General features: G+C 44.9%; 15 protein-coding genes. 10 read left to right on the top strand and 5 right to left on the bottom strand.

All coding sequences use genetic code 11. The features are described 5' to 3' along the window. The first annotated feature begins 179 nt into the window (after positions 1-179). Entirely contained in the window at positions 180-1,163 is a 984-nt protein-coding gene (locus CSW98_RS07445) for a LysR family transcriptional regulator (protein ID WP_100799837.1), read from the top strand. 223 nt (positions 1,164-1,386) lie between these two features. Then, complete coding sequence (locus tag CSW98_RS07440) at positions 1,387-2,874, top strand: sodium:solute symporter family protein (RefSeq protein ID WP_100799836.1); 1,488 nt, start codon at positions 1,387-1,389, stop codon at positions 2,872-2,874. A 302-nt stretch (positions 2,875-3,176) separates the two neighbouring features. Here CSW98_RS07440 and CSW98_RS07435 read toward each other — a convergent pair whose 3' ends face one another. The 3 genes from CSW98_RS07435 to CSW98_RS07425 form a co-directional block, all read right to left on the bottom strand. Continuing rightward, positions 3,177-4,004, bottom strand: coding sequence for an acetyl-CoA hydrolase (locus CSW98_RS07435; protein WP_157810360.1), 828 nt, complete (start codon positions 4,002-4,004; stop codon positions 3,177-3,179). Between the two features lie 24 nt (positions 4,005-4,028). Then, positions 4,029-5,204 carry an MFS transporter gene (locus CSW98_RS07430; protein WP_100799834.1) on the bottom strand — a complete coding sequence of 392 codons (1,176 nt, stop codon included), beginning with the start codon at positions 5,202-5,204 and terminating at the stop codon, positions 4,029-4,031. A gap of 96 nt (positions 5,205-5,300) precedes the next feature. Further along, positions 5,301-6,218 (bottom strand): SphA family protein, encoded by a 918-nt coding sequence (locus tag CSW98_RS07425; RefSeq protein WP_100799833.1) that lies wholly within the window; start codon positions 6,216-6,218, stop codon positions 5,301-5,303. Positions 6,219-6,874: 656 nt separating this feature from the next. On the opposite strand from CSW98_RS07425, the gene iorA reads away from it, so the two are divergent. From iorA to CSW98_RS07385, 8 genes are all read left to right on the top strand, one after another. After that, a complete protein-coding gene (gene iorA, locus CSW98_RS07420) occupies positions 6,875-8,671 on the top strand; it encodes an indolepyruvate ferredoxin oxidoreductase subunit alpha (RefSeq protein ID WP_100799832.1) in 1,797 nt (598 codons plus the stop codon). Next, complete coding sequence (locus CSW98_RS07415; RefSeq protein WP_100799831.1) at positions 8,668-9,249, top strand: indolepyruvate oxidoreductase subunit beta; 582 nt, start codon at positions 8,668-8,670, stop codon at positions 9,247-9,249. The genes iorA and CSW98_RS07415 overlap by 4 nt, the downstream gene beginning before the upstream one ends. Positions 9,250-9,293: 44 nt before the next feature. Further along, positions 9,294-10,211 (top strand): phosphate acyltransferase, encoded by a 918-nt coding sequence (locus CSW98_RS07410; protein ID WP_198517305.1) that lies wholly within the window; start codon positions 9,294-9,296, stop codon positions 10,209-10,211. Continuing rightward, a complete protein-coding gene (gene buk, locus CSW98_RS07405) occupies positions 10,198-11,313 on the top strand; it encodes a butyrate kinase (protein ID WP_100799830.1) in 1,116 nt (371 codons plus the stop codon). Before CSW98_RS07410 ends, buk begins: the two co-directional genes overlap by 14 nt. Before the next feature lie 22 nt (positions 11,314-11,335). Further along, positions 11,336-11,986 carry a hypothetical protein gene (locus tag CSW98_RS07400; protein WP_100799829.1) on the top strand — a complete coding sequence of 217 codons (651 nt, stop codon included), beginning with the start codon at positions 11,336-11,338 and terminating at the stop codon, positions 11,984-11,986. 43 nt (positions 11,987-12,029) lie between these two features. Continuing rightward, positions 12,030-12,296 (top strand): 4Fe-4S dicluster domain-containing protein, encoded by a 267-nt coding sequence (locus CSW98_RS07395; RefSeq protein ID WP_100799828.1) that lies wholly within the window; start codon positions 12,030-12,032, stop codon positions 12,294-12,296. Position 12,297: 1 nt separating this feature from the next. Continuing rightward, positions 12,298-14,079 carry an FAD-dependent oxidoreductase gene (locus CSW98_RS07390; protein WP_100799827.1) on the top strand — a complete coding sequence of 594 codons (1,782 nt, stop codon included), beginning with the start codon at positions 12,298-12,300 and terminating at the stop codon, positions 14,077-14,079. Between the two features lie 82 nt (positions 14,080-14,161). Continuing rightward, the gene (locus CSW98_RS07385) at positions 14,162-14,779 is read left to right on the top strand and encodes a hypothetical protein (RefSeq protein WP_100799826.1); all 618 of its coding nucleotides are present in this window, start codon (positions 14,162-14,164) and stop codon (positions 14,777-14,779) included. A 97-nt stretch (positions 14,780-14,876) separates the two neighbouring features. Here the strand turns inward: CSW98_RS07385 and CSW98_RS07380 are convergent, their stop codons facing one another. Both CSW98_RS07380 and CSW98_RS07375 read right to left on the bottom strand, forming a co-directional pair. Continuing rightward, complete coding sequence (locus CSW98_RS07380; protein ID WP_198517304.1) at positions 14,877-15,764, bottom strand: LysR family transcriptional regulator; 888 nt, start codon at positions 15,762-15,764, stop codon at positions 14,877-14,879. A 127-nt stretch (positions 15,765-15,891) separates the two neighbouring features. Next, positions 15,892-16,632: a sulfite exporter TauE/SafE family protein gene (locus CSW98_RS07375; RefSeq protein WP_100799824.1), complete on the bottom strand. Its 741-nt coding sequence runs from the start codon at positions 16,630-16,632 to the stop codon at positions 15,892-15,894. Positions 16,633-16,774 lie beyond the last annotated feature (142 nt).

Raw genomic sequence — 16,774 nt, 5'->3', positions numbered from 1 at the left:
AAGGCTGCACAGAAATTGTTAAAAAGATCAATAAGCAATAGATAAAAGGGAGCGCTATGACAATACCCGCTCCCTTTTTTGATTATTAAGTCTCATATGTATGAATAAAAAAACAGCCGGTATTCATGTTTTGCTTAGAATAGGAAGTTTGCTGAAAATTTCGGATAAGAGACACAACAATGTTAGACGAAGAATTTAAAAAAAGTTGCGGATTAAATGGAAGCTCTATTATTGATCCTCAACAACTGGTCAGAATGTTGTTTTTTATTGAGCTGATTAATGCAGGTTCAATAACGAAAGCAGCAGAAACTATGGCGATCTCCACCAGTACCGGTTCTCGCTGGCTGAGTGATTTGGAAGATGAGCTGGGTATTTCTTTATATCAGAGAAACAACCCTAATGAGCGCCTGACAGAAGCCGGATCTTTTCTCTACAGTAAATTTTCTGAAATCTCAGATGAAATTCATCTGATGATTAATGAACTGACCGGGTTTACCACAGAAACACGAGGTAATATTAAGGTTTGCTGTACGCCTATGTATGCGGAAAATGTGGTATTACCGATCATTAGCGAATTTGTAGAAGATAACCCACTGGTGAATGTGCAATTGACACTGACACCACGAGGAATGGATTATTATAAAGACCATGATTTTATTATTTCTGCAGTAGCAGGCAGTGCAGCAAATAAAGATTCGGATCTTTTGTTGGTTCGACGGAATCTGATGAGCCAGAAGTTTGTAACTGTCGCCTCTCCCGATTATATAAGGAAAAATGGAGAACCTTTGGTTCCGCAGGATTTAGTAAACCATCGTTGCTTGTATTCGAAGGCTTTGCAGAATCAAAATCAATGGGTGTATAAGAAAAATGGCGAACAAATTCCGATCCGGATAGTGAAATCAATAGAAGTTTCAGATGCCAAAATGATGCTATCTGCTGCATTGCACGCTACCGGGATTACCTACTTACCTGAATTTGTAGTTTATAAATATATTCAGGAAGGGCAGTTAATTACACTATTGGATGAATATGAAACGGATGACTGGTTTCTGAATATTTATTATCTTCCACAGCGTTTTATGACCCATTGTATTAAATCATTTAAAGATTTTTTTCTGGCGAATCACAGAGATAAAGTAAATAATTTCAGAGAACTTGGATAAGTGGAAAATAAGATTTTAAATAAAAGGCCATTAGAATGTTCTGATGGCCTTTTGTTTTTTAATTTCCTGATTTATTTAAACTTTTTATCAATGAAACAGGGCTTTCTATTTATGGAACGATGCGAAAAATGAATAGTGATATACCTCTGTTTTTTAGTTGGTTTTATCAGGCAATATCATTGTTAGTTAATCCAATAATCATGTGAAAATAAGAGGTTTCGTTATGAACTCGGTATTATTTATGGTCATTCTCTATAACGTTATCGTTATAGGCGGAATAGGCTTGTATTTAAGATATCAGGAGAAAAAGTCCGGTTCAGTCATGGACATGGCAATGGGGGGGCGGGATGCTAACCTTGCACTCTTCTCTATTACGCTGGCGATTACTTATCTGGGGTCGGCGCATGTCTATGGCCTGATGGAAATGTCGTTTGTGGTCGGAGCCGTTGCGTTGTGGTTCTGCTTTGCGCATACCATTCTGATGTGTGTGATCTGTCTGGGAACCGGGCGCTGGGTTCGTCGTATGGGCTGTTCGACCATTCCTGAACTGATTGGCACCATGTATGGTAAGCAATTGAGAACCATTACTGCTTCTGTGGGAGCCATGGTGGTCTTCGGTCTGGTTACTCTGGAGACTCAGACCCTGGGTATCGGTATTTCAGCCATGAGTGGCTGGTCACTTGGCTGGTCTGCTGTTGTCGGAGCGATTATCGGTACAGCTTATGTGACCATGGGAGGCATTAAGCAAACCATGTGGGTTAATCTGATTAACGCTGTCGTGATGTACGGTTCTATTATTATTGCCGGTATTTACCTCTCTTTTGTGTTACCTGAAGGCTGGGACGGGGTGAAGCAGTTTTATGTGGAACATGATCAGGCTTTTAAGCTAAGTGCATTCGGAACACCAAAATTGCTGACCAGTTTTGCTCTTGCTGCGATATTTTCCGTGGTATTTGCGCAGTCGGTGAATCAGCAGGGTATGGCGGCGGCCATGTCGGCTAAGGATGAAAATACCATTCGCCGTTCACTCTGGATTGCAGCACCTATTAACGGTTTGTTTGGCGTGTTTCCGGTGCTGTGCGGACTGGCTGCAGCAACCATACCTGAATTTGCGGCTCTGGGTCCGAAACTGGCGGGAGCAACGCTGGTTGTCAAACTGCTGCCAACCTGGCTGGTGGTATTGTTGCAGGCCGGATTCCTCGGAGCACTGCTTTCTACATTTGCTATGTCGGCACTGGCACCGGCGACTATTTTTGCTAAGGATATTGTCGGAGCTAACGTCAGAGGAGGCCTTACTCCTGTGGGCGAGAAAAGACTGATACAGCGGATGATCATTATTATTGGTGTGATAGCGGCCTTGCTGACCTTTTTTAATCAGCCAAATGTTATTCTGGCGATTACCTGGTTGTTTGCCTGGTTAGTTCCCTTGTTCTTTATTATTGTTTCCGGACTATTCTGGAAAAGAAACGCATCTGCAGCGGCTGGTATTGTGGTGTCTGCCTGGATCGTCAATATCGCCTGGTCTGTGCCAGTGGTTAAAAATGCAATCATCAACATAGTACCGGTAATGAGTGTGCTGGAAAATGCTCATATTGTTGCCATTGTTTCACTCATTATGACTTTCCTGCTGCTGGGTATGGCAAAAGAGAGCAAGCCAGCTGTATTCAGTCGTAGTGGTGTAAATCGAACATTAGAAGGAGGTATCGCATGAATCTGGCCAGTGAACTGTTTTTAAGTGGTGTTGGTATTATTTTCACTATTGTTATCCTTGCCACTATCGTATCTAAACTTATTACCTTATCAACAGGAGCCAAATGATGGATCAGACAACAATATGGATGCTTGGTGTTATTGCTTTTGGTGTGGTGTTTTACCTGTTTGCCCGCTATTACGCAGGAAAAGGCAATATTGAATAAAAAATAGTATACAAAAAAGAGGTGAAACATCGTCATGTTGTTTCACCTCTTTTTTTACCCGGTAGTATTCCAGTCCGGCGATTCTTACTATTGAAGTTTAACGAGTGGTGTTATATCCGCGGAACTGTTGCAGATGGTCTGATTCCGGGCGATCCAGAAGGAACAGGCCGGCAATGTCCCGGTAAGGTTCAAAATAGGGAAACCTATCGTAGGTTGCCCACTCTGGTTTGCGTATCTGCCCGGCAACCGTCCTGATCGCCGCTTCCCATTCCTTACTATTTTCAAACCAGATTTCCGTGAGTCGGTGAAAAGGTGACTTACGCGGATTATCCAGTACCCGGCTGGAGAGCGCCCGGGTCACCTGTGGCAGTTCACAGAAGGCTGGCATCAGTTCAGACAGGAACCATTTATCCCCTTCATCGGGGCTGATTCCCTGTGGGTAGGTTATTGCAAACTGCCAGCGGTAATTGGGACCGTCTTCGATGGAACGGGGACCTTTAAACTCATGTTCCCAGAACATAGGCAGAAACAGAAATACGGTCGGATGGTAGCCATCCTGTGAGCCCATCCATTCAGTCGGACGCAGGCCCAGACCCGTTGGCTGACGTGTTATCTGCATATATTCATCGGAAAAAAATTCGTTAAATGCGACGCCTTTTGGGCTGTCTGACTGGCAGAAGGGATCCACCAGCCAATAATGTTCCGTCATAATAAAATTATAGGTGCCGAAATGGATCGCACTGGAAGAGAGCGGTAGAGCTCGGTAAGTGGCATATTTGGTTACATAAGGAGCAAACTGCGAGATGCTGTCAGAAACGTGGTGTTTATACAGCCAGCGGTATGCGGCAGGAAGGTCACTGTCATCTCTGACGCTGACCATGATTACACTTCTCATTGGTTGCCATGCGGGCATGTAGGGTTGCATAGAGAACCTCTTTTCTCATTATTGTTAAAACTGGCGGGGGGATGTTTCAGCCATAACCGGTTGCTCGGACGGAGCGGTACGAGCCCGTTTTTCAGCAGCGGAAAACATACTGACGGAAAACAGAACGATCAGTATCGAGGCCACAGAGATGGCACTGTAGCCGATGAACTGAACCAGAATACCGGCAAATATTGGGGATAATGCGGAGCCGGACATCAGAATGGCCGGCGTGGCAGAGACTGAACGTCCACTGGGATCCTGCTGTGCCATAAAACCGAAAATAAAGGTATGACAGAAGATCATGACGGCAACGAAAAACGTAGTTGGTATCGCGTAGACCCAGAAATCATCAGCGATAAAAATAACGGCTCCGATAAGCCCCATCAGAACGGAGCCAGTCTGTGCTACCTTCATTGGTGGTAACTTATGCTGGAGAACTGCTGCCAGAATAGGAGGAAATAAATTGACAAACCCCAGGACGATCAGCACAACCTCTATGCGGGATGCTGCAAATCCCCGGGCATGGCCGACCTCAACCAGAAAGCTGAATACCATGTTCTGGATAAATCCCATTCCCATCAGCCCTAAGATGGCATACCAGACTGCTGAAGGGATATCTTTTATGCTGGTTTGGGCCTGTTTTTCTATGGGTTTTTCTGGCATAAAAAACGTCATGATCAACGCGGCAAACCCCATCACTCCGCTGAATGCGTAAAAGAACCAGACAGGACCGAGATGACTGGTCAGTTGAGGCACTCCGGCCAGCATCAGGATGGAAAATATTCCCAGCCCCAGCCCGGCAGCAGCAAAAATTCCGTGCGCATTGGATGTGCGTCCCATCATTCCGTGTACAACAGAGACACCGGTTCCGGCTGCAAGGCCACCGACAAAATGCAGGATCAACTGTACCGGGTAAATTTCTATGGAGGTAAACCCATAAAAAGTGAGTGCGGCAAACCAGAAACTAACCGGAGCGAGTATTCGGCCTCCGACTTTATGGAAGCGGCTGGATATGGTCAGGGACGCTATTACCGCTCCGATAAGAAATAACGTTGGTAAGGCTCCGGCTTTTGCGGGGGAATAATGATATCCGGCAGTCAGGGCGTTAATCCACAACGGAAGACAGACCAGAAATATCAGGCCGGCAACATGTCCGGATATAAGAGCCAGCTTTCCTTTTTTTTCGTTAAGATGAGCCATTTATTTAACTCCTGCTCAGAGTTCAGATTCTATAATAATAAATAGACATTATAGAATCTGAAATATTGATATTAAGAATAAGTTGAATAATAAAAATCAGAATTTGAAATTAATTTTCCCGTAGAATTGATCGCCCTGACCATGATTTTTTGCCTCAAGATCATGTACCCAGGCGAAAAGAATCTCACCCGGACCCATTTTGTAAGTTATTGTTGGTCCGAAGCCTATTGCTTCACTTTTAAATCCATCAGGTAGATATATGTTTGTTCCATCGGCCCATTTATCATCTGTTAGTTGTTTATAGACATAGCCATGAATACCAAGACGATAATTATCAAAGTTATATCCTAGTGATATATCGGCATTGAATTCATTACCTGTGGTATAGTCGGTGTCGGTGTTTTCTGTATTAAACATTAACCGGGATAATATATGCCCCTCGAAGCCTTGTGGATTTTTATAAGAAAATCCCATTACTGGCTGGAAAGACCAATAATTACGGCCGATATTAATAGCATCATCTTCATCATAGGCACCGACTGGAATTGAGATATCTAATCCGGCTGAAAGCGAGTAGTTGTTACCTAAATCCCAGTCCAGAATAAACGGAGATATAGTGATATCGCCCTGAGAAAAACTGTCGCCATCAACACCGTCAGGATCATCTCCGGGGACCGTGCCCTCAGAATATACGACCGGAAGAATCGTTGCGTGCAGCAACTTAGCACCAAAAATTTCGGTTTCTGTTACCCACAGTCCACGGAATGTCAGACTATAGGCATCTACCTCTAGCACCTGACCGGAATCGTGACCGTCCGGGTCGTTGTTTCTTCGGTAGCGGGTATAGTTACCAATAAGTTCGCCAAACACGCCCGGAATTCTTGGAATGGCAGCACCAGTATACAGGGAGGATCCGGGCATATAGGCGGTATTACCATTCTCTGCTGCTTCTACTGTTGATGTGGCTAACAGGATGGCGGTAGAAACAGCTGTTGCGACTATTTTACTTTTCATATTCTTTCCTTTTATTCACGTTGGTTTTATGGATATGTTGTGTTATTGAAATAAATAAGGAGAGAACGGTTTACAGAGGGAATAAACGGTTTACATAAATTGATATGAATCAAAATGAGGGCATAACAATTATATTGCAAATAATAACTATTATCATTATTATGGCGTCTCTCTGACATTCTCTTTATTTTCTGTGTTCAGAGTAAAAGCCAGTTCTTATTTTAAAGAAATACTTTTTATGTATACCCCTATACCTTGAATATATTTCTGGTCTTGCCAGATCACAAAATAGATGTAAAACGTAATATAGATCGCTTTATTTTTATTTGCTTTCTATTAATAAAAACTGCCTTTCCATCAATAAAACAAATAAGTGCTTACCTATACCTTTCAGGTATAGCGATCTCTGAATAAAGTATTTCCAAATAATAAATATCAATATTAATCTTTTTGGCAGTGATACTTTTGTTGATTATATAAGATATTTGATTGTTTTTGTTAATGTGGAATACATCACAGAAATCTAAAACTTTTTAATACCATTCCGTGTTTATTACGTAATAAATAATATTTATCGGAAGCTATAAACAGCAATGTCGAATTATTAATACCTACATCATTTTAAATTGTAGCAGGATAAAAATAAGGAAATAGGTATGGCAAAGTTATTAACGGGAAATGAAGCTATTGCCCGTGGTGTATGGGAGGCAGGGGTTTCTTTTACCTCGGCTTATCCGGGGACTCCCAGTACAGAGATCGTTGAAAATATCGCTACCTACAAAGGTGATATCGTCGCAGAGTGGGCTCCGAATGAAAAAGTAGCCCTGGAATCAGCCATCGGAGCTTCTATTGTCGGTGCCCGATCATTTTCTGCCATGAAAATGGTCGGGCTGAATGTGGCTGCGGATCCGCTGTTCAGTTTTGTGTATAGCGGAGTCAACGGCGGTATGGTTCTGGTATCGGCCGATGATCCTAGCCTGCATTCGTCGCAGAATGAGCAGGATAACCGTTATTATGCCCCTTTTGCCAAGCTCCCTATGTTGGAACCTGCCGATAGCCAGGAATCTCTGGATATGGCGAAGGAAGCGTATGAAATCAGCGAACAGTTCGATACACCGGTTATGATCCGGATGACAACCCGTGTCTGCCATTCAAAAACACTGGTTGATACAGGAACACGTCAGGAAGAAGCGTTAAGAGAATACAAAAAATTACCAAAATTTGATTTGATTCCGGCCAATTCCCGTAAGTTACGTATCAATCTGGATAAGCGTCTGGAGAAGCTTGCCGAATATTCAGAAGGCAGCCGTTTTAACTTTATTCAGTGGAACAGCAAGGAGATCGGGATCATCACGTCAGGTGTCGGTTATCAGTATGCACTTGAAGTTTTTGGACAAAATGCTTCTTACCTGAAATTGGGAATGACCTTTCCGCTGCCGAAAAATAAGATCCGTGAATTTGCGGCAGAAGTAAAGACGCTGTATATCATCGAAGAACTGGAACCCTATCTGGAAGATCAGATCAGACAAATGGGCATTGCCTGTATCGGTAAAGAAAAATTGCCGAATATGTTTGAACTGAATCCGGATATCATTCGCCGTGCATTTCTGGAATCTGAAGCGGAACTTATTGATGTTACAAACATTTCTGATTTTGTTGTTCCCCGTCCTCCCGTACTTTGTGCCGGATGTCCGCACCGCGGATTCTTTGTTGAACTCGGAAAAATAGCGAAACGAAAAAAAGCCATTATCTCAGGAGACATCGGCTGTTACGGGCTGGGTGGCTCGGATCCTCTGGATGCTAAAGATACCTGTATCTGTATGGGGGCCGCTCCGGGTATTGCGCATGGTGCACAGAAAGTGATGGAAAAATTCGGTGAATCAACCCGTCTGGTTTCTACTATCGGTGATTCAACGTTTTTCCACAGCGGCATGAATGGTCTGACCAATATTCTGTACAACAATTCTAACGCGATTACCTGCATTCTGGATAACCGTATTACCGGTATGACCGGACAACAACAAAATCCGGCATCAGGAATGAGTCTGCAGGGAGATGTTTCCTCTGAGCTGTCTATTGAAGAGGTGTGCCGTTCTCTGGGAGCGAAACATATCAGAACGGTTAACCCTAATGATCTTAAAGAAACCAGTAAGGCACTGAAATGGGCATTCGATCTGGATGAGCCATCAGTCATTATCACCCGCTGGCCATGTCTTCTTAAACAGCTGTCTGATGATGAAGTGAATACTTACACCCGTAACGGCAAGGTGTGCGAAGTGGATGAAGATGTCTGTGACGGCTGTGGTGTGTGTCTGAAAATCGGTTGTCCGGCAATGGCTCTGAATCGGGATCTCGACATTGTGGAAATCAACCCGGCCAGTTGTGTGGCCTGTGAAGTTTGTGCACAGGTCTGCCCGGAAAGTGCGATTAAAACATTGGAGAGTCGAAAATGAGCAAAGTGACAAATATTATGCTGGTTGGTGTCGGCGGGCAGGGAACCATTCTGGTCAGTACCCTGCTGGCTAAAGGACTGATTGAAGCCGGATATGATGTGAAGATGTCTGAAATTCACGGCATGGCTCAGCGGGGAGGAAGTGTCAGTACTCAGGTGCGTTTTGGTAAAAAAGTGTATTCGCCGCTTATCGGTGCCGGTGAAGCTGACTATCTGGTTTCGTTCGAAAAAATGGAAGCATTGCGCTGGCTGGAACAGGTAAAGCCTGATGGTCAGGTTGTGGTTAACGACTACCAGATTGATTCTTCTCCTATTCTTGCCGGTAAAGCGGAATATCCGGACAACGCCCTTGAGCTGCTGCAGAACAAAGTCAGTACCAATGTGGTTGATGCAGCATCGATAGCGGCTGAACTGGGTAACCTGCGGGTGATGAATGTGGTTCTGTTTGGTGCGCTGGTGGCAAAGCTGGGTCTGAAAGATATCGACTGGGAAAGTGTGGTAACCACAACCGTGAAGAAAGCATTTGTAGATATCAACCTGAAAGCATTTAAAGCGGGTATGGCATCCGCTCAGGCTTAAGTTGAGCGGTATTGCAACGATTTGTGAGTATTTAAGAGGTAATTGTGTTTACGACTCCTATTCAATCTTTTGCGGAACTGCGTGACTGCGCAGTTCTGGCTGGCCCGAAACGGGTATGTGTGGTTCAGGCCGATGATCCGGTTGCTCTGGAAGCGGCTGCCGGTGCGCTGGACCTGGGCATGGCGGATATCACTCTGGTGGGTGATAAGAAAAATATTATCTGTATTGCTGAAAAGCATGGTCATTTTGAGCTGCTGGATCGAGCGACACTGATTGACAGTGAACTTCCTCAGGATACTGCGGCCAGACTCGCCGCAGACGGTGCGGCAGATATTTTGCTCAAGGGGCATTTGCGTACGGATCAGTTGCTTAAATCTGTTCTGAATAAAGAACTGGGGCTACGTACCGGTCGTCTTCTCAGTGATGTTCTGCTGTATGAAGATCAACTTTCTCAGCATAAACGTCTGGTTGGCATTACTGATGGAGGCCTTAATGTGGCTCCGACACTGGAGCAGAAAAAAAGTATTGTAGAGAATGCGATTGAAGTGATGCATAGCATTGGACTGCGTGAGCCACTGTTGGCGGTACTGAGTGCAACGGAGGCTGTTTCCGAAGGTGTGCCGTCCACCCTGGATGCGCAGGCCCTGTCTGCCATGTCGCAGGCCGGTGAGTTTGGTGCTGCACAGGTTTTTGGTCCTCTTGCGCTGGATAATGCACTTCTGATTTCTGCTGCTAAGGCTAAGGGAATCAGTAATCCGGTGGCTGGCCGGGCTGATTGTCTGGTGTTGCCAAGTGTTGAAGCCGGTAATGTGCTGGGTAAATCAGTGAAATTTATCGCTCAGTCGGCCTGTGCTCATGTGGTGGTCGGAGCAAAAGTGCCGATCCTTATTCCGTCACGGGTCGAAAGTGCGGAAGACAAAGTCAACTCCATTGCTCTGGGGGTTCTCAATGTCCGTAACTGACCCGCGTATTTTGGCAATTAACCCTGGTTCTACATCTACCAAGTTTGGTTTGTACGAAAACGGCGCACTCAGTCGTGAATGGACTCTGAATCATTCCGAGCAGGAACTGGAGCCGTTTCACTCTCTTCCGATTTTGGAGCAAAGAAGTTTTCGTACTGCTCTTATACTGCAAAAACTGGAGGAGGAAGGGATAGAAACCGACAGCATTGATGCGTTTGTCGGACGAGGCGGCCTGTTGCCGCCGATGTCCAGCGGAACTTACCGGGTTAACCGCGTCATGCTGGAAGAACTCAGAAAAGCAGAGAAAGGTGAACACGCTTCAAATTTGGGCGCCATTATTGCGGATGCTCTGGCGAAATCCGTAGGAGTGGAAGCCTATGTCGTGGATCCGGTCAGTGTAAATGAACGCTCACCTTTGGCAAGAATATCTGGTTTTAACGGTATTGAGAGAGGGCCTTTCTGTCATGCTCTGAATTCCAAAGCTGTTGCTAAACGTTATGCACTGGAACATGGAAAAATCTACGAGCAGGAAACGTTGATTGTGGCCCATCTGGGGGGAGGGATCTGTATTTCAGCCCACCACGAAGGACAAATGGTCGATGTTACTGATGCTTCTCAGGAAGGTCCTTTTTCTCCCGAACGGGCTGGAGCTGTACCGGCACTGTCACTGATGAAACTGTGTTTCAGCGGACAATATTCCGAAGGAGAAGTGCGTCAGATGCTGATGGGGCAGGGAGGGATCTATTCCTATCTGAAGACCAAAGATCTGCGAGAAGTGATCAGCCGTATGAATGAAGGCGATAAGAAAGCGGAGCAGATTTTTCATGCAATGGCCTATCAGATAGCAAAAGAGATTGGTGCAATGGCTGCTGCTCTGCAAGGTACGGTCAATGCCATTTTGCTTACCGGAGGAATGGCACATTCAGAACTGTTGATAAAAACCATCCGCTCCTACATCGAATGGATAGCGCCTGTGCATGTGTATCCGGGGGAAGAAGAATTGGTGGCGTTGTCGGAAGGCGCTATCCGGGTACTGCAAGGCAAAGAAGCCGTCAAAGCGCTGGGAGAGTCCAGTTTTATCCGCTGTGCAAATCAGCTCTGATATCGGTACGGAGACAATAATAATGCAATTAAAAATCGGTGATGTTATCGGTGCTGGCTATCTGGCAGGTATCTCATTATTGCTGCTGATCTTTTCTGAACAGGTCGGGGCGTTCTCAGCAGCGCATAGCAATATTGCCGGATTCTGCAAATTTGCCTTACTGGCCAGCTATGGTGAGTGTCTGAAATCCAGAATATCCGGAGGGAGCTGGAAAATTGCCCATCTTCCGCTGAGGGCTTTTGTCTGGGGCTGCTTCGGGATCTGGATCAGTTGGGCATTTGTACTGATTGATAATGGTGTGAATGGGGTGATCGGAGCCGGACTGTGGGGAGGGACTGCCCGTCCGCTGTCATTAAGTGTCTGGATGAATATTATCAGCGGTTATCCGTTTGCCATGATGTTTGTACACTACTGGATAGATAAAACCATTGAAGACGGTTTTGTCTGGCCGTGGCATCTGTTTGGTATGGAATCGACAGTGCGCTGGGCAAAGATTGTCTTCATCAGTCTGATCGTGTTCTGGGTGCCAGCCCATACCTTTACTTTTTCTCTGGATCCGCACCTGCGGGTGATCTGCGCTGCTTACCTGAGTATTGCTCTGGGACTCATTCTGAGCTTTGCGGCACGTGCACGGGTGAGCGAAACAGAAAACAAACTTTCTACTTTCCAATAATGAAGAAATTTGTCCGCCTGACGGGCAATGTGAGGTTACTTATATGAATGTAATAAAGATAGATGAAGAACGTTGTGAAGGGTGTAAAGCCTGCTTTAAGGCGTGCTGGATCGATGTAATTCGCTGGGATGAAGAGAATGATCGTCCACTGATTGCTTATCCAGAAGACTGCGTTGAATGCGGTTTTTGCGAAGTGAGCTGTAAGGAGAATGCTCTGACAGTGAATCCTGATTTCAATAAAGGCTGGCCGGATGTGTATCAGTCTCAGTTTTTAACCAAAGTGGAACCTGCGCTAGGGGAGAGCAAATAATATGACAAGTCTGAATAAAATCGGCAAGGTACATGAAACGGACCTTTTAATTGTAGGCTCTGGCTCAGCCGGTCTGACGGCAGCAATGGCTGCCAAAGATGCACAGCCTGATCTGAATGTATTGGCTGCAGATAAATCTTTTGCCGGATTTGGCGGTAAGGCTAACAAAGGTGGTGGTCACTGTGCATTTATACCGGAAGGCGGGGAAGAAACTTTTGTGGAATATCAGGTACACAATCTGGGGGATTACCTGAGTGAACAGACACTGTTGCGTGATTATGCAGAGTCAACCCGTGATGTGATTGACCGGGTAGAGTCTTATGGCGTTAAATTCTACGGCAAAGAGAACCCTTTCAGCGGACATAAACTGATCCCATGGAAAGTCATGACGGTGGATTTGGACTTTATGACGGTGCTGACTAAAAAAGCCAAAAGAGCGGGGGTGAAGTTTCTGGAGAAGGTCTCTATTGTTGACCTGCTGACAGAAGGTAACCGTGTTGTCGGTGCGATTGGTTTTGACTTGCTGACCGGTAAGACCATTATTATCAAGGCAAAATCTGTGATTCTGGCAAATGGCAACCAGAACTGGCGGATCATGCGGATGTGGGCGAGCGGCCGTGGTGATGGTATCGCAGCCGCGTATCGTGCCGGTGCAAAAATGCGTAATGCGGAGTTTGGTTCTTTTATCAGTATGACTAGTATGGATCACGGACACGTAGCCTACGGTGCGGAAGACGCGCTGTATAATGCAAAAGGGGAGAGTCTGTCTGAGTTCGCCCGTCCGTTTTTGAAAAATAATCCTAACTTAGGGGCTCTCGGCGGGGTTGACCTGGGGGGAAATCACGCTCTGCTGATGCACTGGGAAGTGCAGAAAGGTAATGGTCCTATCTATCAAAACACCAAAGAAAACGGTTTTGTCTTCTCTCCGGTTGGCCGTAATCTGGCTCCTGAAGTGGGTGAAGCGGATCCGGAATGGTATCGGCCGGTAGCGCATAAGTTCTGGCATGGTTTATACGAGAAAAAATTGCAGTCGTATAAAGATGACAACGTCATGAAAGAGATCGTTCCCGGATTTATCGGTGAATGTGGACCTATCTATGTTGACCGTCAGATGGCAACCAGTATCGAAGGTTTATATGCCGCTGGTGATATTTGTGCTTGTGGTAATGGTGCAACAGGTGCAGTACCGACGCCTCCGGGGCGTAACCGCGGAACCGGAATCATGTGGTCATGGTTTATGGGGCTGCGTGCCGGTGAGTCTGCGGCTAATTTTGCAGCAGAAACGGTGCAGGGTGAAGTCAGCCTCGAACAGGCACAGAAGCTGGAAGAACGCTTTACTGCACCGATGAAACGTACGGCGGGTATCCCTGTCGAAGCAATTCTGAAACCTCTGCAGAATGTGATGAGTGCAATCGATTTTTCAGCATGGAAACATGAAGAACGGATGCAGAAGGCTTTGGATATTGTGCTGGATCTGAAAGCCAAATTGCCGGATATGATTGTGGATGATGCGCACTATATGTCAAGTGCGAATGAAGTGACCAGCATGGTGCTTTGTTCAGAAATGTTCTTCCGCTCGGCTCTGGCCCGTAAAGAGAGCCGGGGCTGGTTTATCCGTGAGGACTATCCGGACAGAAATGATGCCGAGTTCCGTAAGTGGGTTGTTGTTCAGGATAAAGAAGGTGAGATGTCTCTGGAGCTTGAATCTTTGCCGGTTGAGGATTATCGCTACCATCCTGAGGTAGGTTCAACACTGGAAAGTCTGGATCCGACAGCGGCGTAGCCGGAAAAACCGCCGGTCAGGCATGACCGGTGGTGTATAAAACAATATTTATCAGAAAAAGAACAGATGTAGGAGTGAAAAAATGGACTATACCGTTACGTATGATGGCAAAGCAACTGTACTGGACTGGGCGCTGGAAAACCTGACTCCACGCATGGTGGATTGGTTCTGGAGCAATATGGAGAAATGTTTTCTGCTCTGGCACCCGAGTCAGCATGAGCCGTTGGAATGGGCAAAAGCTCCGGTGCACGGCAATCCTATCGGTTCTATTCACATCGCCCCACAGACATGGAATGACGGCACACGCCAGAATTTGTATATCCGTTTTGAGGCGCTGGAAGAGGTTCCGGTCTGGGTTAAAGAATACATTACTTATGAGCATTGTGTTGTGGTTGCAGCCATCGGTTTCGGCGAAGAGGCACTGAATAATCCACAGGTAATGGGATACCGTATACACCAGTGGCAAAAAACGGATGCCGGAGTTGAAGGTAAATCAGTTGCGATTGGTATTAAAAAAACGGAATCGAAAGAAGAAGGTGAAGTGTGGGCTGCGCACTGTGGTGAAGAGATTAGTAATTGGGAAGTTTTTCTGGCTGATATTTATAAGTTATATAAAGTGGTTGAAAATACAAATTATAACCCGTATGCCGATCTTTCTTTAGAAGGTAAAGGTGAAAGCTTGAGATATAAATCCATCTAGATCTATAAAAATAACAATTGAAAAAAGCTGTCATTAGACAGCTTTTTTAACAAATCTATTTTAAAAAGTAATTTAATTTAATTTAATTTAATTTAATTTAATTTAATTCATGAATTAATTTAAGTGCTGAAGAGGAAGGACTCTGTTGTGAAGTAATAAGTACCAGCTCATGATCAACATTAAATAATCCATTCTCAGTATCAAGCTCTTTAATTACCACATTATTAGGTGCAAAATAAGCCTGAAAATCAAAAACAAAACAGCAGCCTCCTTCATTCATACAGATAGACTGCATTGCGGACATTGCGCTGTCACAAAATATGCTTGAATTTAAATGTTCCGGAGCAAAATGAGAGAGTAGATGCCTCAATGCAGATTTATAAAACGGAGAATCTTCATCTTTTGGCAGATAAAGTGGCATATTGGTCAGGTCTTGCAGGTTAACCTTTTCTTTTGAAGCCAGAGGATCGGTTTCAGCGATAGCAACTGCAACTTTTTGTTTACAGACAGGGTGATAATTCAGGTTAGGATCCAGTACCGGACCGATAAGAAAACCGACATCTAACGTACCATCTTTGACATTTTCAACTAATTCAACTTCATTTTTAGACATTAAATTGACGGATAAATCCGGATATTTTTTTTTGGCAGGGATAAGTACTTTGTCAAAAAAAGGCTGCTCTGTACCAGAGAATAGGCCGACATTAATTTTATTGCCGGCAACCATAGCGGCTTCCAGTGCCTGAGATTTAGCCTGCTCGAACTGGCGGAGTATAAGTTTAGCATGTTCTAAAAACACTTCTCCGGATTGTGTGAGTTCCAGCTCATGTGGGGAACGGATAAAAAGCGGAGTGCCTATTATTTCTTCCAGTTTTTTTATTTGTCTGCTGATAGAAGGTTGAACTGTATTCAATTTTTCTGCCGCCCGGGAAAAATTCCGGTACTCTGCAACCGTTATAAAATAACGCAGGTATTTTAGGTACATGTTTATGCTCTTTATATTTATCATTGCTCTGTTCATACTTTAAACAGAAGCTCAGAAATATGCACCTAAAACAGTAATCATCCGTGATCGCTGTCATCAATAAAAATAGATTGAAAAAACATAATTATTATGTACAAATAATTCCTGAAATAAATAATTTTCCTCCGGATAGAAGCAGAAGGAAATAGCAAATCTTGTATACCTGATCCTGAGAGGTAATTTTCAGCAGATGGATCCCCATCCTGACACCAACAGGAGCCAACGGCATCAGGAGCAGAGATGTCATCATATTCTGGCTGTCAAACTGACCAAAATAAGAATAGGGGATCAGTTTTATCAGATTCATAATCGCGAAGAACACCGCCATGGTGGCAACCAGAATGGACTTGTCCAGTTTTTTGGGCAATAGATACATACTGATCGGGCCGCCACCGGCATGTATCATGGTGCTGGAGATCCCGGATAGCAGGCTCCAGAAATAGCCGAGAATCGGCGTGCTCTTTTGGGGATTGCCTTTGGTGTAATATTGCAGGCAAAAGAGCAGGGAGATACTGCCGACAAGCAGTTCAACGACCTGATCAGCAACATACTGCATCAAAGCCGAAGCAATCAGAATGCCTAGTATAGCCGACGGTAGCATTTGCCTGATTTCATGGTAATCCGTATGTTTATAGTGGTAGCGCACTGCAAACAGATCCATGACACATAAAATCGGAAGCAGTATAGAGGCAGCCTGAAAAGGCGGCATAGTCAGGGACATAACAGGAACCGCAATCACTCCCAGTGCGCCTCCAAATCCACCTTTTCCTACACCGTAAATTAATACCGCCGGTATGGCAGTCAGATAAAAAAAGAGATCGGTAATCATAGTCAGTCCGTATCTTGAGGAAATATTGATATGCAATGATAAGTATAAGAATGAACGTTGTGATATGAAGTGCACCAGAGAAAAACGGCTTTGCATCTATACCGAAGTGGTCGCTGCTTAACAATTTAATTTCATCGACAGG

This window comes from Vibrio sp. HA2012, from assembly GCF_002812955.1.
In the GTDB taxonomy this organism is placed as follows: domain Bacteria; phylum Pseudomonadota; class Gammaproteobacteria; order Enterobacterales; family Vibrionaceae; genus Vibrio.
The sequence above is the reverse complement of the archived record's forward strand: the minus strand, read 5'-3'. Positions and strand labels throughout refer to the sequence as shown.

What these genes read in the sequence shown, in the direction of transcription:
- CSW98_RS07445 (WP_100799837.1), top strand. Translation starts at nt 180, where the DNA reads ATGTTAGACGAAGAATTTAAAAAAAGTTGCGGATTAAATGGAAGCTCT.
- CSW98_RS07440 (WP_100799836.1), top strand. Translation starts at nt 1,387, where the DNA reads ATGAACTCGGTATTATTTATGGTCATTCTCTATAACGTTATCGTTATA.
- CSW98_RS07435 (WP_157810360.1), bottom strand. Translation starts at nt 4,004, where the DNA reads ATGCAACCCTACATGCCCGCATGGCAACCAATGAGAAGTGTAATCATG.
- CSW98_RS07430 (WP_100799834.1), bottom strand. Translation starts at nt 5,204, where the DNA reads ATGGCTCATCTTAACGAAAAAAAAGGAAAGCTGGCTCTTATATCCGGA.
- CSW98_RS07425 (WP_100799833.1), bottom strand. Translation starts at nt 6,218, where the DNA reads ATGAAAAGTAAAATAGTCGCAACAGCTGTTTCTACCGCCATCCTGTTA.
- iorA (WP_100799832.1), top strand. Translation starts at nt 6,875, where the DNA reads ATGGCAAAGTTATTAACGGGAAATGAAGCTATTGCCCGTGGTGTATGG.
- CSW98_RS07415 (WP_100799831.1), top strand. Translation starts at nt 8,668, where the DNA reads ATGAGCAAAGTGACAAATATTATGCTGGTTGGTGTCGGCGGGCAGGGA.
- buk (WP_100799830.1), top strand. Translation starts at nt 10,198, where the DNA reads ATGTCCGTAACTGACCCGCGTATTTTGGCAATTAACCCTGGTTCTACA.
- CSW98_RS07400 (WP_100799829.1), top strand. Translation starts at nt 11,336, where the DNA reads ATGCAATTAAAAATCGGTGATGTTATCGGTGCTGGCTATCTGGCAGGT.
- CSW98_RS07395 (WP_100799828.1), top strand. Translation starts at nt 12,030, where the DNA reads ATGAATGTAATAAAGATAGATGAAGAACGTTGTGAAGGGTGTAAAGCC.
- CSW98_RS07390 (WP_100799827.1), top strand. Translation starts at nt 12,298, where the DNA reads ATGACAAGTCTGAATAAAATCGGCAAGGTACATGAAACGGACCTTTTA.
- CSW98_RS07385 (WP_100799826.1), top strand. Translation starts at nt 14,162, where the DNA reads ATGGACTATACCGTTACGTATGATGGCAAAGCAACTGTACTGGACTGG.
- CSW98_RS07380 (WP_198517304.1), bottom strand. Translation starts at nt 15,764, where the DNA reads ATGTACCTAAAATACCTGCGTTATTTTATAACGGTTGCAGAGTACCGG.
- CSW98_RS07375 (WP_100799824.1), bottom strand. Translation starts at nt 16,632, where the DNA reads ATGATTACCGATCTCTTTTTTTATCTGACTGCCATACCGGCGGTATTA.